Source organism: Myxococcota bacterium, from assembly GCA_041389495.1.
GTDB lineage: Bacteria > Myxococcota_A > UBA9160 > UBA9160 > UBA4427 > JAWKRT01.
Map to the genome: position 1 here is coordinate 15725 of JAWKRT010000002.1, position 25099 is coordinate 40823.

At 75.1% G+C, this 25099-nt stretch carries 20 protein-coding genes; 15 read left to right on the forward strand and 5 right to left on the reverse strand.

Annotated features, from left to right (window positions below):
- Complete coding sequence (locus R3E88_10720; protein MEZ4216939.1) at window positions 1-978, reverse strand: transporter; 978 nt, start codon at window positions 976-978, stop codon at window positions 1-3.
- A 198-nt stretch (window positions 979-1176) separates the two neighbouring features.
- Here R3E88_10720 and R3E88_10725 point away from each other — a divergent pair, with 198 nt between their 5' ends.
- From R3E88_10725 to R3E88_10745, 5 genes are read left to right on the forward strand one after another with little or no spacing between them, the layout of a single operon-like run.
- Window positions 1177-1905: a hypothetical protein gene (locus tag R3E88_10725; GenBank protein MEZ4216940.1), complete on the forward strand. Its 729-nt coding sequence runs from the start codon at window positions 1177-1179 to the stop codon at window positions 1903-1905.
- Entirely contained in the window at window positions 1898-2572 is a 675-nt protein-coding gene (locus tag R3E88_10730) for a hypothetical protein (GenBank protein MEZ4216941.1), read from the forward strand. Before R3E88_10725 ends, R3E88_10730 begins: the two co-directional genes overlap by 8 nt.
- A 13-nt stretch (window positions 2573-2585) precedes the next feature.
- The gene (locus R3E88_10735; protein ID MEZ4216942.1) at window positions 2586-3806 is read left to right on the forward strand and encodes a DUF4350 domain-containing protein; all 1221 of its coding nucleotides are present in this window, start codon (window positions 2586-2588) and stop codon (window positions 3804-3806) included.
- Complete coding sequence (locus tag R3E88_10740) at window positions 3803-4804, forward strand: MoxR family ATPase (GenBank protein ID MEZ4216943.1); 1002 nt, start codon at window positions 3803-3805, stop codon at window positions 4802-4804. Before R3E88_10735 ends, R3E88_10740 begins: the two co-directional genes overlap by 4 nt.
- Window positions 4801-6126 carry a DUF58 domain-containing protein gene (locus R3E88_10745; protein ID MEZ4216944.1) on the forward strand — a complete coding sequence of 442 codons (1326 nt, stop codon included), beginning with the start codon at window positions 4801-4803 and terminating at the stop codon, window positions 6124-6126. Before R3E88_10740 ends, R3E88_10745 begins: the two co-directional genes overlap by 4 nt.
- Here the strand turns inward: R3E88_10745 and R3E88_10750 are convergent.
- Window positions 6092-7189: a stage II sporulation protein M gene (locus R3E88_10750; GenBank protein ID MEZ4216945.1), complete on the reverse strand. Its 1098-nt coding sequence runs from the start codon at window positions 7187-7189 to the stop codon at window positions 6092-6094. The two genes, R3E88_10745 and R3E88_10750, sit on opposite strands and share 35 nt — an antisense overlap.
- A 2-nt stretch (window positions 7190-7191) precedes the next feature.
- On the opposite strand from R3E88_10750, the gene R3E88_10755 reads away from it, so the two are divergent.
- From R3E88_10755 to R3E88_10800, 10 genes are all read left to right on the forward strand, one after another.
- Window positions 7192-8028, forward strand: a complete 837-nt coding sequence (locus R3E88_10755; GenBank protein ID MEZ4216946.1) for an RDD family protein — start codon at window positions 7192-7194, stop codon at window positions 8026-8028.
- 290 nt (window positions 8029-8318) lie between these two features.
- The gene (locus R3E88_10760) at window positions 8319-9905 is read left to right on the forward strand and encodes a hypothetical protein (GenBank protein MEZ4216947.1); all 1587 of its coding nucleotides are present in this window, start codon (window positions 8319-8321) and stop codon (window positions 9903-9905) included.
- 23 nt (window positions 9906-9928) lie between these two features.
- Window positions 9929-10297: a hypothetical protein gene (locus tag R3E88_10765; GenBank protein ID MEZ4216948.1), complete on the forward strand. Its 369-nt coding sequence runs from the start codon at window positions 9929-9931 to the stop codon at window positions 10295-10297.
- 65 nt (window positions 10298-10362) lie between these two features.
- Complete coding sequence (locus R3E88_10770; GenBank protein ID MEZ4216949.1) at window positions 10363-12258, forward strand: DUF3604 domain-containing protein; 1896 nt, start codon at window positions 10363-10365, stop codon at window positions 12256-12258.
- An 84-nt stretch (window positions 12259-12342) separates the two neighbouring features.
- Window positions 12343-13362, forward strand: coding sequence for an LLM class F420-dependent oxidoreductase (locus R3E88_10775; GenBank protein ID MEZ4216950.1), 1020 nt, complete (start codon window positions 12343-12345; stop codon window positions 13360-13362).
- A 259-nt stretch (window positions 13363-13621) separates the two neighbouring features.
- On the forward strand, window positions 13622-14662 hold the full coding sequence (locus tag R3E88_10780) for a metallopeptidase family protein (protein ID MEZ4216951.1): 1041 nt from the start codon (window positions 13622-13624) through the stop codon (window positions 14660-14662).
- Window positions 14663-14942: 280 nt separating this feature from the next.
- On the forward strand, window positions 14943-16379 hold the full coding sequence (locus tag R3E88_10785; protein MEZ4216952.1) for an FAD-linked oxidase C-terminal domain-containing protein: 1437 nt from the start codon (window positions 14943-14945) through the stop codon (window positions 16377-16379).
- Window positions 16376-17644 carry an FAD-binding oxidoreductase gene (locus tag R3E88_10790; protein MEZ4216953.1) on the forward strand — a complete coding sequence of 423 codons (1269 nt, stop codon included), beginning with the start codon at window positions 16376-16378 and terminating at the stop codon, window positions 17642-17644. Before R3E88_10785 ends, R3E88_10790 begins: the two co-directional genes overlap by 4 nt.
- On the forward strand, window positions 17641-19017 hold the full coding sequence (locus R3E88_10795) for a (Fe-S)-binding protein (GenBank protein ID MEZ4216954.1): 1377 nt from the start codon (window positions 17641-17643) through the stop codon (window positions 19015-19017). Before R3E88_10790 ends, R3E88_10795 begins: the two co-directional genes overlap by 4 nt.
- Window positions 19018-19082: 65 nt before the next feature.
- Window positions 19083-19985 (forward strand): hypothetical protein, encoded by a 903-nt coding sequence (locus R3E88_10800; GenBank protein MEZ4216955.1) that lies wholly within the window; start codon window positions 19083-19085, stop codon window positions 19983-19985.
- 19 nt (window positions 19986-20004) lie between these two features.
- Here R3E88_10800 and R3E88_10805 read toward each other — a convergent pair whose 3' ends face one another.
- From R3E88_10805 to R3E88_10815, 3 genes are all read right to left on the reverse strand, one after another.
- A complete protein-coding gene (locus R3E88_10805) occupies window positions 20005-22455 on the reverse strand; it encodes a hypothetical protein (GenBank protein ID MEZ4216956.1) in 2451 nt (816 codons plus the stop codon).
- A complete protein-coding gene (locus tag R3E88_10810) occupies window positions 22433-23293 on the reverse strand; it encodes a hypothetical protein (protein ID MEZ4216957.1) in 861 nt (286 codons plus the stop codon). The genes R3E88_10805 and R3E88_10810 overlap by 23 nt, the downstream gene beginning before the upstream one ends.
- 161 nt (window positions 23294-23454) lie before the next feature.
- Window positions 23455-25077 (reverse strand): alpha-isopropylmalate synthase regulatory domain-containing protein, encoded by a 1623-nt coding sequence (locus tag R3E88_10815; protein ID MEZ4216958.1) that lies wholly within the window; start codon window positions 25075-25077, stop codon window positions 23455-23457.
- Between the last annotated feature and the right edge of the window lie 22 nt (window positions 25078-25099).

The following is a 25099-nucleotide window of genomic DNA, read 5'->3' on the forward strand; positions in this document are numbered from 1 at the left end:
TCAGCGCACGCGCGCGCGCGGCGCGAACGCGATCGTGAACGTGACGCGCTCGCCGTCGAGCCGGTCGTCGGACGCGACGTCGTGCAGCCAGCGCGCGGTGAACGTGAGGCGGCGGTCGAAGACGTCGGGCGCCCACTGCGCGGCGGCGCCGACGCCGACCGCGCGCCCGACGAGGCCGCGCGTGGAGCGGCCCGCGATGTCGTCGGGCCCGGTCTGGAGCGCGAAGTAGCCGTGCGCGCCGACCGCGAAGTTCGTCGCCAGCCACTGGTTCAGCATCGCGTCGACGTGCAGCTCGTCGCCCGAGTCGAAGCGCGTGGCGCGGTTCTCGGTGTTCGTCATCCAGCCGATCGCGCCCGACACCTCGCTCCCGCTGCGCTCGTTGAAGAACGTGCCCGCGAGCGTCGTGTCGAAGCTCCAGTGGTTGCGGCCGACGTCGAGCTGGCGGCGCGCGTCGTAGCCGCCCGTCGGCGCCGTGATCGCGTGCGCGAGGTGGACGTGCACGCGCCCGCGATTCCAGTAGTAGGAGAGCGGCGTGAACGAGAGGTCGCCGAGGTCGAAGCGATCGTCGCGCACCGCGACGAGCGCGGTCGACGGCGGGAAGGGGCGCCGCGCGCCGAGCTCGATCCATCCGTAGGCGAGCGCGGCCTCGAGCTCGAAGCGCCCGCCGAGCGCACGCCGCTCGAACGCGTGCCGCACGCGCAGCGTGCCGTCGACGAGCTTCGCGTCGACGTCGCGGTGGAGGACGCCGCGCAGCGCGGCGCGGTCGACGCGCACGTCCGCGACCGACAGCGTGTGCGCGAAGGTCGGGCCGGGCGGGGGAGCGACGGCGACCGCGAACGGCCGCGTGCCGCCGGGAACGACGTGGCTCGTCGCGAGCTCGGCGGCGCGCGCGGCGGTGGCCGCGGCGAGGGCGAGCGCGAGGGCGAGCCCGGCGGTGCGGGGCGCGCGGCGCGCGCTCGGGGCGGGCTGCGGTCGCATCGGGCTCCTCTCCCGCGCCCCTCCGCGCCGGTGTCGTCTCGACGCCGGCCTAGCAAGCTGCCAGAATCGACGCGCCGCCGGAGGTCGAAGGGCCGCATCCTACTCCAGCCGCGCTCGTCGCGACGAGGGCGCTCACGTTCGCCTTCGCGTTCGCGTCGGCGTCGGGAACGCCCACCCCGCAGAGGAGGAACCGGAACGATGACCTACGAGATCCGCGCGATGGCCTTCGGCGAGATCCTCGACACCGGATTCCGTCTGCTGCGCGACCACGTCGGGCTCCTGCTCGGGATCGGCCTCGCCGGAACGCTGCCGCTCAACGTCGGGCTGTGGGCGATCGGGAACGACCCGGCGACCGCGCAGCTCGCGAGCGGCGTGGCGTTCCTGCTGCTCGCGCTCGTCGCGATGCCGATCGTGGGGGCGGCGACGATCCACGCGCTCGCCGAGCTGTACGTCGGGCGCTCGACGAGCGTCGGCGCCGCGCTGCGCGCGGCGCTCGCGATCGTGCTCCCGCTCCTCGGCACGCAGCTCCTGGCCTCGCTCGCGATGCTGGCCGGCTTCGTGCTCCTGATCGTGCCGGGCATCTATCTCGTCTTCGCGTTCATGCTCCTCGTGCCGGTCGTCGTGGTCGAGCGCGTGTACGCGGGCCGGGCGATGGGTCGCAGCCGCGAGCTCATGCGCGGCAACTTCCTGCGCGGCTTCGGCCTGATGATCGTGGTCGGCCTCCTCTACTCCGTCGTCGCCGTCGCGCTCGGTCTGTTCGCGCTCGCGAGCCCGCTCGGCGGCGCCATCGCGCAGTCGGTCGCGCAGGCGATCTACGCCGCGTTCCAGAGCGCCGTGATGCTCGTCTTCTACTTCGACGCGCGCTGCCGCAAGGAGGCGTTCGACCTCGACCACCTCGCCGGCGTCGTCGAGGCCCGCGTTGCCTGACGCGGCGGGTGCGGCCTCTACCGCGCACGCCGCGCTCGCGGCCGCCCGCCCCTCGGACGCGGAGCTGCGCGCGCTCTCCGCGCGCGTGCTCGAGCGGCCCGAGTTCGCGCAGTACCGCAGCACGGCGAGCGATGCGGAGCTCGCGGTGCTGCGCTGGCTGCGGGACTGGTTCGAGGGCGTGCCCGCGCTGCACGACGGCTCGCCCGTCCTCTACTGGTCGATCGTCGGCGGGCTCTCGCTCGTCGCGCTCCTGCTGATCGCGCACGTCGTCTACACGATCCGGCTCGCCGTGCGCGCTTCGGCGGCGAGCCCGGACGGGGCGTCGCCCGCCGCGGCGCCCGACGACCCGCGCGCGCGCGCCGAGGCGCTCGCGCGCGACGGGCACTACCTCGCCGCGGCGCGCGTGCTGCAGCTCGCGAGCGTGCAGATGCTCGTCGAGCGCGGGCACCTCGACCTGCGCCGGCACGAGCCGAACCGCGTGCTGTGCGCGCGCATCGCGCGCGCGACGAGCCTGTCGAGCTCGCTGCGCGGCGATCTCGTCGAGCAGATCCGCGAGGTCGAGCGCACATGGTTCCGCGATCGCGCGGAGCGCGTCGGCCTCTACCAGGATTCGCGCCGCACGCTCGCGCGCGTCGAGGGGCTCGCGCGCGTCGGGCGCGCGGCATGACGGGCGCGAACGCATGACGTCGCGCGCGCGCATCTCGCTCGCCGTCGCGCTGCTCGCGATGCTCTTCGTCGGGACGCTCTGGAGCGCGCGCGCGCCGCGCGAGCGCGGCGCCGACACCTACGGGCTTCCGTCGTGGGGACAGCGCGCCGCCTACGACGTGCTGCGCGAGGCGGGCGTTCCGGTCGAGCGCAGCTTCGCCGCGCCGGCTGCGCTGCCCGAGGGCGCGACCGTCTGGTGGATCGCGCCGTTCGACGCGTGCGCGCTGCTCGCCTCCGCGCAGGGCGAGGACGAGCGAGCGCGTCCGTGGGACCCCGTGCCGTGGGTGCGACGCGGCGGCACCGCGGTGCTCTTCCTTCCCGCGGAGTCGCTCGCCTGCCTCGGCCGCGCGCGCATCGCAGGCGTGGCGGTGCCGCGGCGCTGGGTCGACGGCGTCGACCGCGACGCGTCGGTCCACGCGGTCGCCGACCTCGACGCGCGGCTGCGCGAGTGGATGGGCGACGCGTTCGCGGCCGAGAAGCGCGAGCAGTTCGTGTCGGGCCGCATCGCGCCGCGCGCGCGCGTGCTCTTCGACGTCGGCATCGCGAGCTTCGAGGCGGCCGGCGCGTGGGACGTGGCGGCGTCGGTCGACGGCCGGCCCTTCGTGCTCGAGCGCGCGGTCGGAGCGGGCCGCGTCGCGCTCGTCGCCGACGCCGGCATCGCGCGCAACGGCGCGCTCGCGACGGGCGACAACGCGCCGCTCCTCTTCGACCTCGTCGACGCCTACGGCGTGCCGCGCATCGACGAGCGCGAGCACGGCCACGCCGCGTCGTCGTCGGCCGTCGCGACGCTCGCGCGCTCGCGCGCCGCGCCGGTGTTCGCGGGCACGGCGCTCGTGCTCGCGCTGCTCGTCTGGCGCGCGCACGCGCTGCCGCGCCGCGCGCTCGTCGACCCGCCGCGCGCGGCGCCGACCGTCGACGCGTTCGTCGACTCGCTCGCGCTGCTGTACGCGCGCAGCGGCGACCGCGCGCGCGTGCTCGCGCGCTACCGCGAGCTGTCGCTCCGGCGGCTGCAGCGCGCGCTGCGTCTCCCGCACGAGACGCCGCCCGAGCGCGTGCTCGAGATCGTGCGCGCGCACCCGCGCGTCGACCCCGCACACTTCCGCATGCTCGCGGCGAGCGATGCCGACCCGAGCCCCGGGCGCGTGCGCCGCGTCGCCCGCGCGCTCGACGCGCTCGTAGGAGAGGTGAGTCGATGACGACCGATGCGACGACCGGACCCGCGACGCCGACGGCCGGCGCCGACACGCGCGCCGTGCAGGATGCCTTCGCGCGCGTGCGCGAGGCCGTGGGCCGCGTGATCGTCGGGCAGGACGAGCCCGTCCGGCTCGCGTTCGCGACGCTGCTCTGCGAGGGCCACGCCCTCTTCGAGGGCGTGCCGGGCGTCGCGAAGACGCTGCTCGTGCGCACGCTCGCGAACGCGCTCGCGCTGCGCTTCGGGCGCGTGCAGTTCACGGCCGACCTGATGCCGGCCGACGTGATCGGGACGTCGGTGCTGCAGCAGGCGGCCGGCGACCTGCGCTTCCGGCCCGGGCCGCTGTTCACCGACGTGCTGCTCGCGGACGAGATCAACCGCGCGCCCGCGAAGACGCAGGCCGCGCTGCTCGAGGCGATGCAGGAGCGCGCGGCGACCGTCGACGGCGTGCGGCACGACCTCGGCCCGTACTTCACCGTGTTCGCGACGCAGAACCCGGTGGAGCAGGAGGGGACGTACCCGCTGCCCGAGGCGGAGCTCGACCGCTTCCTGTTCAAGGTGGTGGTCGGCTACCCGGGCGAGGACGAGGAGGTCGCGCTGCTCGCGCGCCACCACGCGGGTGGGGCGGGCGGCGGGGCCGCGGAGGCGGCCGTCGCTCCCGTCCTCGACGCCGGCGAGCTCGCGCGGCTGCGCGACGCGGTGCGCCGCGTGATCGTGCGCGACGAGGTGCTCCGCTACGTCGCCGACCTCGTGCGCGCGACGCGCGACGATGCGCGCTTCGAGCTCGGCGCGTCGCCGCGCGCGGGCGTGCTGCTGCTGCGCGCCGCGAAGGCGAACGCGGCGCTCGAGGGGCGCGACTTCGCGATTCCCGAAGACGTGCAGCAGGTGCACCTGCCGACGCTGCGGCACCGCGTCCTGCTCGACGCCGCGGCCGAGGTCGACGGCACGACGCCCGACGAGGCGCTGCGCGCGAACCTCTCGAGCGTGACGGTGCCGCGGTGAAGCTCTTCCCGAGCGCGCGCCTCGCGGCGTGCGCGCTCGCCGCGTGCGGCGTCGCCCTCGGCGCGATCTTCGCGCCGCCGCTCGTCGGCGTGCTCGCGATCGGCGGCGCTGCGCTCGCCGCGATCGCGCTCTTCGACCTCGCGCAGCTCGCGGCCGCGCCGCCTCCCGAGGTCGCGCGCGCGCTGCCCGCGCGCGCGCTCGTGCGGCGGCCGGCGCGGCTCGCGCTCGTCGTGCGCAGCCGTGCCGCGCGCTCGCTCGCGATCGAGGTGGTCGACGAGCTCCCGCGCGACGTCGCGCCGACCGATCCGCACGCCGGCCCGCTGCACCTCGCGCCGGACGCGGAGATCGAGATCGAGGTCGACGTCGTTCCGACGGTGCGCGGCCTGCGCGAGCTCGGCGCTCCCGTCGTGCTCGTGCACTCGCCGCTCGGGCTGTGGACGCGGCGCGTCGAAGGCGCGCGCGGCGCGCTCCTCGACGTCGGCCCCGACACGACGAAGCTGCCGCGCTCCGAGGCGCTCGACGCCCGCCGCGCGCTCGCGGCCCTCGGCATCCGGCCCGTGCGAAAGCGCGGGGAGGGGAGCGACTTCGAGGCGCTGCGCGAGTACGTCCCCGGCGACGATCCGCGCCACGTCGACTGGAAGGCGACCGCGCGCCGCGGGCGGCTCATGACGCGCCTGCACCGCCACGAGCGCAGCCACCGCGTCGTGATCGCGGTCGACGCGAGCCGGCTCATGGCCGCCGCGTGCGGCGATCGCACGAAGCTCGACTGGGCCGTCGACGCGGCGCTCGCGCTCGCGTACACGGCGCTCGTGCACGGCGACCGCGTGGGCGTCGCGCTGTTCGACGAGAGCGTGCGCGGGTTCGTGGCGCCGCGCGCGCACCGCGGCGCGCTCGGCGCCCTGCAGCGCGCGCTCGCGCACGCGCAGCCGCGGCTCGTCGAGGCCGACCACGCGGAGCTCGTGCGCGCGCTCGGCGCGCGCCAGCGGCAGCGCGCGCTCGTCGTCGTCCTCACCGACTTCGTCGAGGCCGATGCGCCGCGCTTCCAGGCGCCGCTCGTCGCGCTCGCGCGCCGCCACCGCGCGCTGCTCGTCGCGCTGCGCGACCCGATCTACGCGGAGCTCGACGCCGCGCCGGCGGAGCGCGACGAGCGCGGCACCGACCACGCGATGCACCGGCGCATCGCCATCGACGATCTGCTGCGCGACCGCGAGACCGCGCTCGCGCGGCTGCGCCACCAGGGCGTGCAGACGATCGACCTGCCGCCCGAGCAGGTCGTCGCCCCGGTGCTCAACCGCTACCTGGCGCTGCGCTTCGGATCGTAGAGCGCTGCGCGGCGAGCCAGCTCGTGTCGATCGCGCCCGCGCGGGCGCGCGCGACGCGGTGCGAGCCGAGCAGGATGGCCGCGACGAGCGCCGCGTTGGCGACGAGCACGAAGGCGCGCGCGCCCGAGCCGAGCGCAGACTCGCGCACGAAGCTCTCGACCACCGCGGCGAGCACGAGCAGCGGGACGGCGACCGCGAACAGGGCGAGTGCCGAGTCGCCCGCGTCGCGCAGCGCCTCGCGCACGCGCTTGCGGCCGGGCGCGATCAGCGCGAAGCCGAGCTGCAGCCCGGCCGCCGCGCACAGACAGATGGCCTCGATCTCGGGAACGCCGTGCGGCCCGACCCAGAGCGCGAACGCGAGCGCCGACTCGGTGGGCAGGAAGATGCCGGCGAGCGCGCCGAGCACGAGCCCGTTGTAGAGCTGGAGCAGCGCCGTCGGGATGCCGCCGAGCACGCCGACCGCGAGCGACAGCAGGCCGACGCGCGTGTTGTTCGCGAGCAGGTAGGTGCCGAACAAGGCGTTGTGCGAAGCGGGCGTGGCGTCGCGCGCGAGCATCTCGGCGCGCGCCGCGGCGGAGGTCGCGAGGAGCTCGACGCGCTCGGGCGAGTAGCCGAGCGAGGCCGGGACGAAGGCGGCGGCCGACGGCGGGTGCTCGATGACGAGGCCCGCGCCCGCGACCGCGCCGAGCACGAGGAGCGCCCAGGCCGCCATCTGATAGGCGAAGCTCCGCGCGACGGCGTCGGCGACGCGGGCGAGCGAGGGGCGCAGCGAGCGTCGGTGGAGGCGCTGTCCGTAGAGCAGCGTGTAGCCGCGCACGAGGGCGGCGTTGAGCGCGCGGGTCGCATCGGGGTCGGCGTCGCGGCTGCGCGCGCGCGCGAGGCGCGCCGACAGGAGGCGGTAGAGTCGGCCCAGCTCGCGAAGCTCGTCGAACGCGAGGCCGCGCAGCGCGGCCTTCTCGGCGCGCGCGAGCAGCGCGACGAAGCGCTCGAAATCGGTGTCGCGCCGGGCGTCGGCCGGCGACGGGCGCGTGGCAGGCGGAGTCGCGTGCGCGGGGAGGCCCATCGGTGAGCGAGGGTAACGGAGGGCGCGGCGTCGCCACCCACCAGTCGGTCGTGGCGCCCGAGCAGGTGCGGCTCGATCTCGCGCTCGCCGGGCCGAGTGCGCGCATGCTCGCCTACGCGGTCGACTGGGTGGTGCTGGCCTTCGTGCAGCTCGCGCTGTTCGCGCTGATGCTCGCCGTCGTCGCGGGCGGCGGCGCGGTCGCCGAGGCCCTCGGCGAGTGGCTCGGCCCGGTCGGCGACGGCGGCGATCAGGACGAGGTCGTGCCGGTCGTGCTGCTGTTCGTGCTCGCCGTATTCCTGTTCCAGCTCGTCGTCGAGAACGTCTACTTCGTGTCGTGCGAGCTCGCCTGGGGCGGGCGCTCGGTCGGCAAGCGCGTCGTCGGCCTGCGCGTCGTGCGCGACGACGGCCTGCCCATCGGCCTGCGCGAGTCGCTGCTGCGCAACCTGCTGCGCGTCGTCGACGCGCTGCCCACGAGCTACCTGGTCGGGCTCGTCGCCGTCGTCGCCACCGAGCGCGCGCAGCGGCTCGGCGACCTCGTCGCGGGCACGATCGTCGTGCGCCTCGATCGCGAGCCGCCGCCGCTCCGCATCGAGGACGACGGCGAGGATCTGTCGCGCTTCCGCTTCAGCCGCGAGCAGCTCGAGGCGATCGGCCCGGACGAGCTCCGGCTCGCGCGGCAGACGCTGCGCCGGCTGCCGTCGCTCGACGAAGACCGCAAGCGCGCCGCGCTCGCGCGCGCGTGCGACGCGTTGGCCGACCGCATGCGCGCCGCGAAGGTCGACGAGACGGATCGCGCAGCGTTCCTGCGCGCCGTCGTCCGCGCGCGCACGCGAGGTTGACGAACGCCAACGGCCGCGCGCGCGCGGATGCGATTTCCGGTGCGCGTTCGAGGGCTTCGGGCGCGACGACGCGACGGTTCGGCGGGATTCTCCGCTGGCCTTTCGCGCGGCGCGGGTGGTAGCCTGTGCGCCCCTGGCCCCGGAGACCCCGCCCGTTCATGACGAACAGTCGTGATGAAGTATGGGACGTCGCGTGGGACGTCGGCCGTGCAGGTCGGCGCGCGCGGGCGACGCGGCGCGGATCCGGGTCGCTCGCGTTCGGCAGCGGTGGACATGGATAGGAGCGGATGGTGAGTCGGTACATCCTCCAACTCTGCGCGCGCGGAGCCGTCGTGCTCCTCGCGGCGGCGGTCGCGTCGCCGGCGCTCGCGCGCGACATCCTCGAGACGCCGTCCGCCCTGTACTTCACGCGCGACGAGGAGAACGGCATCCAGATGGCGCGGCCCAACTCGGGCCTGAGCAGCCTGATCCTCTTCTTCCTCCCGCGCGAGCACGAGTTCGACGACTTCAGCGAGAACTCGATCCGCGCGTTCCAGAGCCTGGCGGCGGACATCGGCCGCGAGGCCGCGCGCCCGCGCTTCACGCCCTTCAACGCGACGTGGCTCTTCGACACGAAGGAGGACACGTACGAGATCGCGGATCGCGCGCTCGGCCCGCTGCTCGCGGAGCGCCCGACGACGATGGGCAAGGGCAAGTTCGCGATGGGCTTCAGCTACCGCCAGCTGAACTACGACCGCTTCAACGGCACGAAGCTGGGCTCGCTGTCGGCGCGCATCCCGCACAAGGACGTGCCGTCCGACCCGGCCTTCGTCGAGAACCCGTCGCAGCCGTTCCGCAACTGCGACATCAACCCGGCGCTCGACGTGAACAGCCCGAGCTTCAACCCGAGCGATCCGCGGCTCGCGACGCTCGAGTTCAAGAACGGCTTCTATCCGTGCGGCCAGGAGCTCGACTTCATCGACGTCGCGATCGACTTCAAGATCGAGCAGGACTTCGTCGACTTCTACCTCGAGTACGGCGTCACGGACGACTGGGACATCGGCGTCGTGATGCCGCTCGCGCAGACGGTCTTCGAGGCGAACGCGAGCGCCACGGCGATGTACGACCCGTCCTCGGCCGCGCAGGGCTGGACGCTGCAGCGCAGCATCAACGCCCACTCGTTCTGCCGCTCCGTCGACAACACGAGCCCTCTCGTGCTCGCGACGCCGCCCGGCGGTGACAGCGGGCTCTTCACGCTGCCCGCGAACCTCGTGTTCGCGTGCCCGAACAACCCGGGCGACCTGTCCTTCGGCCGCCCCGCGACCTCGACGGATGCCGCCGGCTTCCCGGCGTCGGGCAATGCACCGGGGCCGAGCTTCCGCGGCCCCGTGCGCGACACGAAGAACGAGCGCGCCGTCGGCATCGGCGACCTGCGCATCCGCTCGAAGTGGCACGCGATCAAGACGGACGGCTTCCTGATCCCCGACGTCGCGTGGGTGTCGGAGCTCAAGCCGCCGACGGGCATCGAGGACGACTTCCAGGGAACGGGCGCGCTCTCGGCGTCGAACTACCTCGTCGGCGCGTGGCACATCTGGCGCCTGCACCCGCACTTCAACGCGGGCGTCGAGATCAGCACCGGGCCGGCATGGCAGGACGCGGCGGAGTGGATCGTCGGGTTCGACGCCGAGGTCTTCGAGTGGCTCGGCGTGTCGTTCGACTACCTCGGCCGCATGCCGTTCGACGACAAGGTGGCCGACCGCCACGAGGTCGGCGGCGGCGTGAAGATGGTGATCACGCCGGGCGTCGCGCTGGCGTTCGACGCCATCGTGCCGCTCAACAGGAACCAGGGCCTGACCGCGAACATCAACTGGCGCGTCGGCGGCCAGATCCAGTTCTGAGTGCGGGCGCCGGCCGTGGAACGATGACGCCGCGCCGCGCCCACCTCGCGCTCTTCGCCGCCTCGTTCCTGCTGCTCCCCGTCCCGTTCACGGTGCTCACGCCCGGGCTCGCTCCGGCGGTGCGCCTGCTGCTGCTCGGCGGCCTCACGGCGAGCGTCTTCGCCGTCGACCCCGATGCGATGTCGGGCATCATCGGCGGCGCCATGCTCGGGCAGGCGCTCGTCTGGGGCGCGGTGCTGTGGTTCGCGACGCGCGCGCTCGCGCGGCGGCTGCCGCGCGCGGCCGTGCTCGCGCTCGTCGCGCTGATGGCCGTCGCCTCGCTCTTCCCGATCTACCGCACGCCGTTCTCGTCGTCGGGCCCGACCGCCAACGTGTTCGGGATCTTCGACTGATGGCGCGCCATCGCCGACGCGCCGCACGGCCCGCGTCCGCCTCGCGCGGCGCGTCCGCTCTGCTCGTGGCGCTCGCGGCGCTTGTCGCCCTCGCGGTGCTCGCGCCCGCCGCCGGCGCCGCGCCGTTCGCGCGCAGCGAGGAGCGCGAGCCGTGCGCGGCCTGGGAGCCGCTCCGCCGGCCGCACTTCGGCGACCTGCACGTCCACACCACCTACTCGCTCGACGCGAGCACCCAGGACACGCGCAACACGCCGGCCGACGCGTACCGCTTCGCGCGCGGCGAGGAGCTCGGCATCCAGCCCTACGACGGCGACGGCAACGCGCTGCGTCGCGTGCGGCTCGCGCGGCCGCTCGACTTCGCCGCCGTCACCGACCACAGCGAGCTCTTCGGCGAGGTGACGATCTGCCGGACGCCGGGCCTCGCCGGCTACGGCTCGATGCCGTGCCGCATCTATCGCGGCTGGCCGCGCCTCGCCTACTACCTGATGAACTCGCGCGCCTCGCAGGCGAAGCGATACGGGTTCTGCGGCGAGGGCGGCGCGCACTGCCTCGACGCGGCGAAGGGGCCGTGGAAGGTGATGCAGGACGCGGCCGAGCAGGCCTACGACCGCACCGCCGCGTGCCGCTTCACGAGCTTCGTCGCCTACGAGTGGACGGGCTCGGGCGGCATGGACGCGAGCAACCTCCACCGCAACGTCGTCTTCAAGAACGCGAGCGTGCCCGAGGTGCCGACGAGCTTCGTCGAGGGGAAGGATCCGGCCTTCCTGTGGAGCGAGCTCGACCGCACGTGCGCCGATGCGGGCACGGGCTGCGACGTCGTCGTGATCCCGCACAACTCGAACCTCTCGGCCGAGAAGATGTGGCCGCTCGAGGGAGCGGACGGCGCGCCCATGACGCGCGAGCAGGCCGAGCGTCAGGCGCGCGCGCAGCCGCTCGTCGAGGTGTACCAGCACAAGGGCGAATCCGAGTGCCGGCTCGGTGCGGGCACGAACGACGAGCTCTGCACGTTCGAGCAGCTGCCGTACGACACGATGATGGGCGTGCAGCGCGAGAGCGCGCGGCGCGAGCCCGGGCCGCGCAACTTCGTCCGCACGATCCTCGGCGAAGGCCTCGCGCTGCACGCGCGGCTCGGCGTGAACCCGTTCGCGATGGGCATGATCGGCAGCACCGACACGCACCTCGGGACGCCGGGGCTCGTCGACGAGCGCGGCCACGTCGGCCACGGCGGCGCCGGGCCGCCCGTCACCGAGGTGCCGCCCGGTCTCACCGACGTCATCGAGTTCAGCCCGGGCGGGCTCGCCGTCGTGTGGGCGGAGGAGAACTCGCGCGATGCGCTCTTCGCCGGGATGAAGCGGCGCGAGACGTATGCGACGAGCGGGCCGCGCATCGAGGTGCGGCTCTTCGGCGGCTGGGACTACCCCGCGGACCTGTGCGAGCTGCGCGACGTCGCGGCCGTCGGCTACGCGATGGGCGCGCCGATGGGCGGCGAGCTCGCGCCGCCGCCGCGCGCGGGCGCCGCGCCGCGCTTCGTCGCCGCGGCGCTCGCCGACCCGGGCACGCCCGACGCGCCCGGCACCGACCTGCAGCGCATCCAGATCGTGAAGCTGTGGCTCGAGGACGGCGAGGTGCGCGAGCGCGTGCTCGACGTCGCGGGCGACCCGGACAACGGCGCGTCGGTCGACGAGGCGACGTGCGAGACGCGCGGCGCGGGCGCCCGCTCGCTCTGCACCGTCTGGGAGGACGGCGGGTTCGCCGCCGACCAGCACGCGCTCTACTACGCTCGCGTGGTCGAGAACCCGACGTGCCGCTGGCACGCGTGGATCTGCAACGCGAAGGGCGTCGACTGCAGCGCGCCCGGCGACGTCCCGCCCGAGCTCGCCGGCTGCTGCGACGCCCGCTACCCGAAGACGATCCAGGAGCGCGCCTGGACGTCGCCGATCTGGTACACCCCCGCGCCCTAGACGGCGCGCCCCGCCCGCGACCGGCCGCGCGCATCCGCGCGCGACCGCGGACGGTGGGAAACGCGGAAGCACGGAGACACGAAGATGGGCGGATCGCTCGAGCTCGGCGTCACGTTCGGATACTGGGGCGCGGCCCCGCACCAGGGATTCGTCGAGCGCGCCGTCGAGGCCGAGAAGCTCGGCTACACGTCGGCCTGGACGGCGGAGGCCTGGGGCTCGGACGCGTTCACGCCGCTCGCCTGGATCGGCGCGCACACGAGCCGCATCCGCCTCGGCACGGCGATCGCGCAGCTCTCGGGCCGCACGCCGACCAACTGCGCCATGCACGCGCTCACGCTCGACCACCTGACGAACGGGCGCGTCATCCTGGGGCTCGGCGTGTCGGGGCCGCAGGTCGTCGAGGGCTGGTACGGGCAGCCGTTCTCGAAGCCGCTCGCCCGCACGCGCGAGTACGTCTCGATCATCCGCAAGGTGATGAAGCGCGAGGAGCCGGTCGCGAACGACGGGCCGCACTACCCGCTGCCGTACAAGGGCGAGGGCGCCTGGGGCATGGGCAAGCCGCTCAAGCCGATCACGCACCCGCTGCGGGCCGACCTGCCGATCTTCCTCGGCGCCGAGGGCCCGCTCAACGTCGCCCTGGCGGCCGAGCTGTGCGACGGCTGGTTCCCGCTCTGGTACTCGCCGACCAAGCCCGAGATCTACGCCGACTCGCTCGCCGCCGCGAAGCCCGGCTTCGAGATCGTGCAGACAGTGGGCGTCCACATCACCGACGACGTGCAGGGGGCCATCCAGGCCGCGAAGCCCTCGCTCGGCTTCTACGTGGGCGGAATGGGCTCGCGGAAGCGCAACTTCCACAAGGAGCTCATGGGACGCATGGGCTACGAGGCGGAGGCGCAGCGCATCCAGGATCTCTTCTTCGAGGGCAAGCGCGGCGAGGCGATCGCGGCGGTGCCGGACGCGTTCGTGGACGAGATCAGCCTGATCGGGCCGAAGGAGCGCATCCGCGACCGGCTCGCGGCCTGGAAGGAGAGCCCCGTCACGACCATCTCGATCGGCGGCGGCGACCTCGACGTGCTGCGGACGATCGCCGAACTCGTCCTCTGACCGGTCGCGCGGCGCGTCGCGCGGGCCGGCTCCGCGAGGGCCGTCCCCCTCGCGCGCGCTCGCGCGCGAACTGCGAAAAGCGCAGCGCTGGCAGCGGCTTACGCGCTCCGCTCGACGGAGTGTCGCGCGCATTCGACCGTTACAGCTCTGCTATGCTGCCGCCGATTCAACCCCCGGCCCTAACAAAGAGCGAGCGCGCGACCGCGTTGTACGGGCTTCGGGGATGCCTTCCGCAACCCCCCACACGCTCCCCGGTGCCATGAAGAACGACAAGGATCGCTACTGGGACTGCCTCGATCAGGCCATGGAGGCCTCGCACGGCGGTCGCACGGAAGAGGCGCTCGCCTGGCTCGACGAGGCGCTGAAGGCGCACCCGGGCGGGGCCGAGGCGCACAACGGGCGCGGCGAGCTGCTCTGGGACGAGGGCCGGATCGACGAGGCGCTCCACGAGTTCGAGCGCGCCGTCGAGGCCGACCCGAAGTTCTCCGCCGCGCACCTCAACCGCGTCGAGCTGATGATCGAGGAGGTCGGCGAGTTCGAGCACGCGCTCGAGCTGTGCGACGAGCTCCTCTCGGGGCGCTCCGAGCTGCCCCGCCCCGACCGCGGCTTCCAGGCCGAGGTCTACTACCTGAAGTCGAAGGCGCTCTTCTACCTCGACGACCTCGAGGGGGCGATCTTCCTCGTGCGCCGCGCCATCAAGACCGGCACCGACCAGCCCGTCTACCGCGCCTTCGAGGGGCAGATCCTGCTCGAGCTCGGCCGCTTCGACGAGGCGCGCCGCGTGCTCGACCAGGCCGTCGCCATGGACCCGGACTCGCCGCACGCCGTCTACCACCTCGCGCTCGTCGCCGAGCGCCAGGGCGATGCGGCGGCCGCGCAGGCCGGCTTCGAGCGCGCCAACGCGCTCGACCCCGCCCACTACCCGCTGCCCGTCGAGATGGAAGCCGCCGAGTTCGAGGAGGCCGTCCGCGAGGCCCTCGACAACCTGCCGCGCTCGATCCGCGAGTACACCGAGAACGTCCCCGTCCTCATCGAGGACTGGCCGAGCGACGACCTGATCGCGCGCGAGAGCCTCTCTCCGCAGATCCTCGGCCTCTTCCAGGGCGTCCCGCGCACGGCCGCGAGCGTCACCGACCAGCCCCAGGACATCGATCGCGTGCTGGTCTTCAAGCGCAACCTCGAGAAGGTCTGCCTCGACCGCGAGGATCTGATCGACCAGATCCAGATCACGGTCCGCCACGAGATCGGCCACTACCTCGGGCTCGATGAAGACGACATGGAGCGTCTCGGTCTCGCCTAGCGCGGCGCCTTTCGCGCGCTGCCGGCGTTGGCGCGGCCTCGCCGTACGGGAGTACGGCTTCGGCCGCGCCGCCTTGGCAGCGCGCGAAATTCGCTCGCGCTAGGGGCAGCGAGGTGCGCGCGGGGGAAGGCGCGGGTCGCCTTCGGCTCCCGCGCGTGGGTGTGTTCTCGCTCGGCTTCGCCTCGCTCGCGGGTCGCCTTCGGCTCCCGCGCGTGGGTGTGTTCTCGCTCGGCTTCGCCTCGCTCGGCTTCGCTTGGCGGGGTGGCTTACTCTGGGCGGGATGGATGGGTTCGTCGAGCTGTTGCGGGCGATCGTGGGGCCGGGGGCGGTGCTGGCTCGGGAGGAGGAGCTGCTCGTCTATGAGTGCGACGGGCTGACGCTCGGCGGGGTGCGGCCTCGGGCGGTGGTGTTGCCGGCGAGTACGTCGGAGGTGGCGGGCGTCGTTCGGGCGTGTCGGGATGCGGGGGTTCCGTTCGTGCCGCGGGGTGCGGGAACGGGGCTCTCGGGCGGGGCGCATCCGGTCGAGGGGAGCGTCGTCGTCGAGTGCTCGCGGATGAAGGAGCTGGTCGAGGTCAACGTGGCCGACCGGGTCGCGGTCGTGCAGCCGGGCCTCGTGAATGCGGAGCTGTCGAAGGCAGTGCGGCGGTACGGGCTCTTCTACGCGCCCGACCCTTCGAGCCAGCAGGCGTGCACGATCGGCGGGAACGTCGCCGAGAACTCGGGCGGGCCGCACACGCTGGCCTACGGCACGACGACGAACCACGTGCTCGCGCTCGAGCTGGTGCTGCCCGACGGCGAGGTGGTGCGGCTCGGGTCGCCGACGGGCTTCGGCGAGGGGCTCGATCTCGTCGGCGCGGTCGTCGGGAGCGAGGGCACGCTCGGCATCGTCACCGAGGTGACGGTGCGGTTGACGCCGATTCCCGAGCGCGTCGAGACGCTGCTCGCGGTGTTCCCGGACGTGGTGACGGCGTGCCGCGCGGTCGGCGAGGTGATCGGCAGCGGGCTCGTGCCGGCGGCGCTCGAGATCGTCGACCAGCGCACGATCCGCGCGATCGAGAGCTCGGTGTACGCGGCGGGCCTGCCGCTCGACGCGGGGGCGATCCTGATCGCGGAGCTCGACGGCCCGGCCGTCGCGCTCGGGCCGCAGGTCGAGCGCGTCGAGCGCGCGGCGCGGGAGTGCGGCGCGCGCGAGGTGCGCGTCGCGCGCGACGAGCGCGAGCGACAGGAGTTCTGGAAGGCGCGCAAGGGCGCATTCGGCGCGATGGGGCGCCTCGCGCCCGACCTGTTCGTGCACGACGCGGTCGTGCCGCGCGCGAAGCTGCCCGAGATCCTCGAGCGGGTGTGCGAGATCGGCGACCGGCACGGCCTCACGCTCTCGAACGTCTTCCACGCGGGCGACGGCAACCTGCACCCGAACATCTCGTTCGACCGCCGCGACCCGGACGAGCTCGCGCGCGTCATCGCGGCCGGCGAGGAGATCCTCGCGCTGTGCGTCGCGGCGGGCGGCGTCATCACGGGCGAGCACGGCGTCGGCGTCGAGAAGCGCGACTACATGAAGCTCGTGTTCTCGGACGAGGACCTGCTGCCCATGCACCACCTGCGCGACGCGTTCGACCCCGAGCGCCGCTGCAACCCGGGCAAGCTCGTGCCGACGACGCGCTTCTGCGTCGAGGCGGACCCGAAGGCGCGCGGCTACGACGCGGTGCCGCTCTCGTGACGCACGCGCAGGCGGGCGGCGGGCCGATCGCGCGTGCGATCGAGGAAGCGCTCGGCGCGGGGCGCGTCGCGGCGTGCGCGCTCGACGTGCTGGGAGCGCGCGTCGAGCGCGAGGTCGCGCCGAGCGACGGCGCCGAGCTCGCGACGTGCCTGCGCGCGCTCGGCGCGGCAGGCGGACGCGCGCTCGTGCGCGGCGGCGGCTCGCGCGACGGGCTCGGCAACCGGCTCGGGCGCGTCGACGTCGCGCTCTCGACGCGCGCGCTCGCGGGCGTCGAGGAGTTCGACGCGCAGGACGGCGTCGTGCGCGTGCGCGCGGGAACGCAGCTCGCCGTGCTGGCGCGCGAGGTGCGCGAGCAGGGGTGGGAGCTGCCGCTCGACGCGCCGGGCCCGGCCACCGTGGGCGGCGCGCTCGCCGCCGCGGCCTTCGGGCCGCGCAGGCTCGGCCTCGGCGCGCCGAAGCACGCGGTGCTCGGGCTCGACGTCGTGCTCGGCTCCGGCGAGCGGACGCGCTGCGGCGGGCGCGTCGTCAAGAACGTCACGGGGTTCGACCTCGCGAAGCTCTACGTCGGCTCCTTCGGGACGCTCGGCGTGATCGAGGCGGCGTGGCTGCGCCTGCGGCCGCGACCGGAGCGCGTCGTCGCGTTCGCGGTCGACGACGCGGGCGGTGCGAGCGCGGCGGCGGGGCTCGCGCTCGAGTGCGCGCGCCGCGCGACGGCGCGCTGCGCGGCGCTCGTCGCGGCCGCGCCGGGCGAGCCGCGCTTCGCGCTCGTCGCCGAGCTCGCGGGGCCCGCGCTCGCGGTCGAGGCCGACCTCGACTGGGCCGCGTCGCGCGGCGCGCTCCGGACGCTCGACCCGTCCGAGATCGACGCGCTCGGCGCGCGCGCAGACGCGCGCCTCGGCGACGACGGCGTGCGCGCGCGCATCGCGATGCTCCCGTCCGCGGTCGGGCTCGCGCTCGGCGAGCTCGCCCTTGCGGGCGCCGAGCTCGTCGCCCACGCCGGCCTCGGGCTCGTGCACGCGCAGTGGCGCTTCGACGCCGGCCCGCCCGGCGACGTCGCCAGTCGGCTCGCGCAGGTCGAACGCGTCGCGCGCACCGTCCGCGGGCATGCGCGCCTCGAGTCGCTGCCGCTCGCCGCCGCGGCCGGGCGCGACGTGTTCGGGCTCGCGGGCCGCGACCCGATCGCGCTCGCCCTCGCGCGCTCGCTCGAGCGCCGGTTCGATCCGCACGGCGTCCTCGACGTCGGCCGCGCGGCGGGACGACCGTGAGCGCGCGCGCGCCGCACGGCGCGAAGCCGCCGCCCCAGACGGAGAGCGCGGCGTCCGCACCCGCCGGCCCGCTGCCGCCCGACCTCGCGCAGGCGATCTATGCGAAGACGCTCGACTGCGTGCACTGCGGGCTGTGCCTGACCGCGTGTCCGACCTACCTCGCGACGGGTCGCGAGACGTCGTCGCCGCGCGGTCGCGTGTACCTGATGCGCGGCGCGGTCGAGGGGCGCGTGCCGCTCGCGGGGCTGCTCGAGGAGGAGGCGTTCCTGTGCCTCGGGTGCCGCGCGTGCGAGACGGCGTGCCCGGCCGGCGTCGAGTACGGCGCGCTGCTCGAGCAGACGCGCGCGGCGCTCGTGCGCGAAGGCGCGCACGCGGGCCTCGGCTCGCGCGTCGAGCGCGCGCTGCTGCGCCACGTCGTCGCGCGGCCGCGCGTGCTGCGCGCCGCGGTGTCGCTCGCGGGCGCCGCGCAGCGCGCGCGCCTCGACCGGCTCGCGTCCGCGCTCCTGCCCGCGTCGGTCGGGCAGCGCCTCGCGCTCGCGCCGCGCGTGCCGGCGGCGCGCGCCCGCGCGCCGCTGCCGGCGCACACGCCCGCCGTCGGCGAGCGACGCGGACGCGTCGCGCTCTTCACGGGCTGCATCATGGGCGAGCTGTTCGGCGAGGTGCATCGCGCGACGATCCGCGTGCTCGCGCACAACGGGTTCGACGTCGTCGTTCCGCGCGCGCAGCGCTGCTGCGGCGCGCTGCACGCGCACGCGGGCGACCTCGACACGGCGCGCGGCCTCGCGCGCGCGAACGCCGAGGCGTTCGTGGGCGAGAGCGGCGAGCTCGACGCGCTGATCGTGAACTCGGCGGGCTGCGGAGCGGCGATGCGCGAGGCCGAGCACTGGATCGGCGCGGAGGGCGCTCGTTATGCGAGCCGCGTGCGCGACGTGTGCGAGTGGCTCGACGAGGTCGGGCTGCGCGCGCCGACCGCGCACCTCGACGGCACCTGCTGCTACGACGCGCCGTGCCACCTCGTCCACGCGCAGCGCGTCGACGCGGCGCCGATCCGGCTCCTGGCGCGGGTGCCCGGGCTCGTGCTCCTCGAGCACGAGGGCCGGGACGCCTGCTGCGGCGCCGCGGGCGTCTACAACCTGACCCACCCCGGGATGTCGCGGCAGGTGCTCGCGCCGAAGCTCGACGCGCTCGAGCGCGCCGACCCGGACTGGATCGCCACGGGCAACCCGGGCTGCGCGATGCAGATCGCGGCGGGCGCGCGCGAGCGCGGCCTGCGCGCCCGCGTCGTGCACCCGGTCGAGCTGCTCGACGCGGCCTACGCGGCCGCCGCCGCCGGGCAGGGCGAAGCGGCCCGCGGCAGCGGACCGGCGGCGTGAGCGCGCACACGCTGCGGACCGCGCGGGGTAGAATCGGGCGCTCGCATCGGCATTCGGGAGCCCCCATGACCGCTCGGACGAAGCCCGCGCCCGGCGCGCGGCGCCTGCTGTCGCTCGCGGCCGCGCTGGCGTCGGTCTTCGCGCTCGCGTGCGCGCGCGGCAACTACCTCTCGCTCGTCGGCTTCGAGACCGAGGTCGCACTCGCGTTCGAGCCGCCGGAGACGATCGCGCTCCGCGTCGACCAGGTGCCCATCTCGCGCGACGACCGCGTCGACACGCTCGTCCAGATGTTCCGCGACGTCGGCTGCGATGGGCCGCGGCTCGCGCTCGAGCACTTCAACGGCTCGCCGACGCCGAACGTCGTCTGCACGATCCCGGGCCGGCGCGCGGAGACGATCGTCGTGTCGTCGCACCACGTGCTCGCGCGCGGCGGGCGCGGGCTCTTCGACGCGTGGACCTCGGTGGCGCTGCTGCCCGCGCTCTACGCGAGCCTCGCGCGCGAGCAGCGCGACTTCACGATCCAGCTCGTCGGGTTCGCCTCGTCGGTTCGCAAGGGCGACGCGTCGCTCGCCTACCTGACGGACGACGAGGAGCGCGCGGAGCGCATCGTCGCGATGGTGTGGCTCGACTTCCTGGGCCTCGGCGACGTCGTCGCGTGGACGGAGCGCAGCGACCCGAACCTGTTCGAGGACCTCGTGAGCGCGGCGACCTCGGTCGGCGTGCAGACGGGCGCCGTGCGGCTCGTCGGCGCCGGCGAGATCCACGACCAGTCGCGCGCGTTCCGGTGGCACGGCATCCCGACCATCTACCTGCACTCGCTCGGCGAGAGCACGAAGCGCGTCGTGTCCGAGCGCAAGTACGACCTCGACCCGAACGACGTCGACCAGGACGCCTACTATCGGACCTACCGCGTCCTCGCGACCTACGTCGCCTACCTCGACAAGTCGCTCGCCGCGCGCGGGTTCTGAGCGCCGCGCGCGCCGGCGCCTAGCGATAGAGGAACGCGTCGGGCGTCGGCTCCGGCGGCCGCCAGCGCGGGAAGGCGCCGAGGCCGAGCTCGCCGAGCGAGCCCTGCAGCACGAGGTCGAAGGGCAGGATCGACTCGCGCCCGCGCACGAGGCCGTAGCGCTCGCGCAGGCCGCGGTAGACGTAGGTCGACTCGGCGGTCGGGCGCGCGTCGACCTCGTCCGTGAGCCCGAGGCGCGCGCGCTCGAGATAGAGGTCGCGGCTGCCGTCGACGGTCTGCGCGTCGTCCGCGTCGAGCTCGACGCCGAGCAGCGCCGACTCCTCGAGCAGGGCCACCGTGCGGGCCAGCCGTTCGGCGCCGACGCGCGCGCGCACGCGCTCGGGCTCGTCCTTCGGCTCGCCGCTCTGCGCGACGAGGGCGAGCTCGACGACGCGCCCGCCGAGGAAGCTCACGCCCTCGTCGTGGAGCTCGCCGTTGTGGAGCGACCCGTCGAGCAGCATCGGGTCGATGCCGAGCCCGAGCGGCCCGGCGATGCGCGGGTTCTCGGCCAGGAAGCCGCGCGTCATGCGGATGCGCTGCGGCGTCCCCTTCTCGCGTTCGTCGCGCGCGCGCAGGCCGGCCTGCTTGCCGGCCTCGGAGTCGGGGAACTCGCGCACGACGCCGCGCAGGAGCTGCGCGCGGGTGTCGCGGCGGCGCGCGTCGACCGCGCGATCGAGCTGCTGCGCGGCCGCTTCTTCGGCGAGCTCGGCGCGGCGCTCGGCGTCGAAGTCGGGGATCCAGTCCGCGAGGCGCAGCGCGCCGAGGGCGTTCTCGCGGTCCTCCTCGTACTCGAAGAGCCACTCGACGCGCTCGCGCACGTGCTCGCCGTCGGGGAAGCGCTCGAGGTAGCGATAGGCCGCGATCGCCGCGCCGCGCCGCCAGTCGGGGCGCGGGCCGCCCTGGAGCGGCGAGAGGAGCAGCCGGAACGGCGTCGAGAGCGCCGTCTGCGCGATCACGGGCGCGTCGATCAGGTAGGCGACCTCGGCCGGCAGCGCGCGGTAGCGCGGCCCGCTCGCATAACGACCGAAGATCTCGGTCGCGACCGCGCGGCGCACGCTCCGCGCGCTCTCCGCGTGGAACGCGCGATCGGGGTTCTGCCAGGGGCTCGCGACGAGTGCGGCCGCGTGGCGCGCGACCGTCGTGGCCTGCGGATCGCCGGAGGCGATGCGGTCGAGCGCGGCCCAGGCCGCGCTCTCCGCCCCCTGCTCGTGCTGCGTCGTCGCGAGCGCGAAGCGCGCGGCGTCGAGCTCGCTCGCGGTCGCCGCACGCGCGGCGGCGGCCGCGTCGAGGCGCGCGCGCAGCCGGAGGCCGAGCGCGGGCGCCGGCTCGACCCAGACGGCGCGCAGCAGCGCGGCGTCGTTGCCGAGCGAGTGCGGGTCGAGCGCGTCGGGCGCTTCGAGGCTCGCGGCGCGGAGCGCGGTGCGCCGGGCGACCGCGTCCGCCGCCCGCGCGTCGAGCGCGTCGAGCTCCGCGTCCGCGCCGGGAGCAATCGCGCCGGGAGCGTCCGCGCCGGGAGCGTCCGCGCCGGGAGCGATCGCGCGGGCGCGCTGGATCTGCGCGCGCGCGAGGTCGGGCTGCGCGTGCTCGAGCGCGAGCTCGGCCGCCGCCGCGAAGTGGTCGCGCTGCATGCGTCGCAGGTCGGCCCGCACGCCGTCCGCCCACGCGCTCCAGCCGCGGGCCTCGGGCGTTGCGGCCGCATCGGGATGGCGCGCGAGGTAGTCGTCCCAGTGGCGCAGCGCCTGACGCTCGAACAGGCCGACGGGCGGGCGCTCGAACCAGCGTGCGACCCAGTGCACGGCGCTCATCGAGAGCTCGAGCGGAGCGGTCGCGTACCCGGTGAGGAGCGAGCGTCCGAGCGGCGCCGACACGGCGTTGAACGTGTCCGCCCACAGCGCCTCGTAGCGGTCGCGCAGGCGCGCCCGCGCGAGCGCGACGGGGTCGTCGGCGACCGCCTGCTCGAGGCGCGCGCGCAGCGCCTCGTCGAGGTCGCCGCGCGAGAGCAGGTCGCGCGCGGCGTCGCGATAGGCGCGCTCGTCGGGGAGCGTGGATGCGGCGAGGTCGCTCGCGAGTGCGACGAGGGCGCGGCGCTCGCCGCTGCGCGCGATGACGCGCCCCTCGCCCCTGCTCCGCTTCGCCGCGCGCGCGCCCTCGCGCGCGGCGGCCGCGTCCCGCTCGAGCGCGTCGAGGAGACGCGCGGCGTCGTCGCGGCGACCGACGAGCGCGGCGGCGGCGAGGCGCGCCGCGAGGTGGTCGGCCGGTGTCGGCGCGACGGCGGGCGCGCGCGAGAGCGGCTCGAGGAGACGCGCGGGCGCGGGCGGTGGGCTCGCGCACGCGAGCGCCGAGGCGACTGCGGCGACCGCCGCCGCCGCGCGCCGCGCGGGCCGCTCGCTCCGCGCGCGCGACGGGATCTCAGTCGGGGACGAAGCGGTCACGGTCCACCTGCAGCGTGAAGGCGAGGAAGGCCTCGAGCTCGCGCGAGGCCTCGAGCTTCTCGGGTGCGCCGTCGTGCGCGGCGACGCGCTGGTAGAGCTGCGTCGCCGCGTCGACGAGCTCGCGCAGCTTCGGCGGGTCGAAGCGCAGGCTCTCGGGCGGGACGGCGGCGACGTACTCGCGCGCGAGCGCGGCGTAGAGGTTCGCGAGCTCGATCGTGTGGCGCAGCGCGCGGTGGCTCGCGGCGTGTCGCTCGACGACGCGCTGGCGCTCGGCCACCGCGCGCAGGTGCCCGTCCGGCAGCGCGAAGCGCATCGCCTCGAACCAGCTCGCGCGGGCGACGTCGGCGCGCTCGATCTCCTCCGCGACGATCGCGCGGTAGTGCGCGGGCGCGCCTTCCACCGCGACGCGCAGCCGCGCGACGCGCTCGTCGAGGTCGGCGGTGACGCGCTCGGCGTCGTCGGGGCGCGCGACCGCGGCGTCGGCGGCGAGCGGGTCGGCGGGCTCGGGCCCGTGCGCGAGCGCGCCCGCGATCGCGTCGCAGGCCGCGGCGCTCGCGAGCGCGTCGTCGCGCAGCGTCGCGTCGCGCTCGGCCGCGAGGCGGTAGGCGTCGGCCGCGACGTCGAAGGCGCGCAGGCGCTCGAGCGCGCGCGCCTTCGAGAAGGCGATCACGCCGTCGAGGTGCCCGGCGCGCAGGCTCTCGGCGTGGATGCGCTCGATGTTCTCGAGCCGCAGGAGCGACGCCCGGTAGACGTTGCGGCCCGTGAAGTCGGTGGCGGGCGGGAAGCGGTAGGTGTCGTCGGGGACGTGGCGACGGAGCAGGGCGACGACCTCGAGCACGCTCTCGGTCGGCCCGTAGATCGCGGCCTGCTTGCGCTCGGCCGTCGACGCACAGCCGGCGACGGCGGCGGCGAGCGCGACCGCGGCGGCGAGCGCGGACGGCAGCCGCGCCCGCGCACCGTCGCGGCCGCGCGGGCGTGCCGCGCGTGCTGCGCGCGCGACTAGCGTGCCGATGGCCGCGCCCTCGGGCGGGGCGCGCGCGATCCCCTGGCGCGTCGCGCCACGACCAGGTTCAGCATCTTCTCGGTCGCGATCACGGCGGCGGCGAGCTGGTCGGAGTCGACGCCGATCGTCGAGAACGTGGCTTCCTCGCCGCCCGCGCCGGCGCCCGCGTCCGCCGCCCGCCACGAGATGACGGTCTCCACGAGCGCGCCCGTCCGCCCGCCCGGCGGGATGCGCACGCGGTAGTCGGCGAGGCGCGGCACGGCGATGCCGAACGGCTTCACGGCCTTGCGCAGCGCGCCCATCAGCGCGTCGTAGCCGCCGTCGCCCTCCGAGCGCGCCTCCTCCGTGCGCCCGTGGTAGCGCACCGCGACCGTCGCCTGCGGTGCGCCCTCGGTCGACACCTCGACGCGATAGCGCTCGATCCGCACGAGCTGCTCGGCCGGCGACTTCAGCACGTCGGCGACGATGTAGGGGAGGTCCTCCTGCGACACGGTGTGCTTGCGATCGCCGAGGTCGATCACGCGCTGCAGGACGAGGTCGCGGTTCTCGGGCGTGAGCTCGATGCCGAGTGCCTTCAGGTTGTGGTCGACGGACGCCTTCCCGGAGAGCTTGCCGAGCGCGTAGCGGCGCGCGCGGCCGAAGCGCGCGGGCGCGAGACGCGAGCCGTAGAGCTCGCCCTTGGCGTCGCCGTCGGCGTGGATGCCGGCCGTCTGCGTGAACACGTCGCGACCGACGATCGGCGCGTTGGCCGAGACCTCCTTGCCGCTCAGCGTCGCGACCATCTGCGAGATCGCGACGAGCCGCGACTCGTTCACGCCGGTGCGCAGCGCCGTGTGGTCGTGGACGGCGGCGACCACCTCGGCGAGCCGCGTGTTGCCCGCGCGCTCGCCCATCCCGTTCACGCTCGTGTGCACGCCGCGCGCGCCCGCGCGCACCGCGGCGAGGCAGTTCGCGCACGCGAGCGCGTAGTCGTTGTGTGCGTGGAACTCGAAGACGCTGTCCGGCCAGGTCGACGTCATCAGGCCGACGTAGCGCGTGACGTCGTCGGGGGAGAGGATGCCGAGCGTGTCGGCGAGATAGATGCGCTCGACGCCGGCCGCGCGCAGCGACTGCACCATCGCGAACACGTAGTCGAAGCTCGCGCGCACGCCGCTCGACCAGTCCTCGAGGTAGACGTTCACGGCGAGTCGCTTGCGCTTCGCGTAGGCGATCGTCGTCTCGATGTCGCGGCGGTGCTGCTCGGGCGTCTTGCGCAGCTGCTCGCGGCAGTGGCGCTCGGAGCCCTTCGTGAGCAGGTTCATCACGCTGCCGCCGACGTCGCGGATCCAGTCGACGGAGGCCTTGCCGTCCGTGTAGCCGAGGATCTCGACGCGGCCGAGCGCACGCGCCTTGCGCGCCCAGTCGGCGACGCGGCGCGCCGCCTCCTTCTCGCCCTCCGACACGCGCGTCGACGCGATCTCGATGCGGTCGACGCCGACGTCGTTCAGCAGCAGCTGGGCGAGCTGGCGCTTCTCGCCCGGGGAGTAGGCGACGTCGGGCGTCTGCTCGCCGTCGCGAAGGGTGGTGTCCATGACGGCGACGCGGGCGGCGTCGGCCTTGCGCGTGCGCGCGGGGCTCATCGCGAGCGCTCCTCCTGTTCTC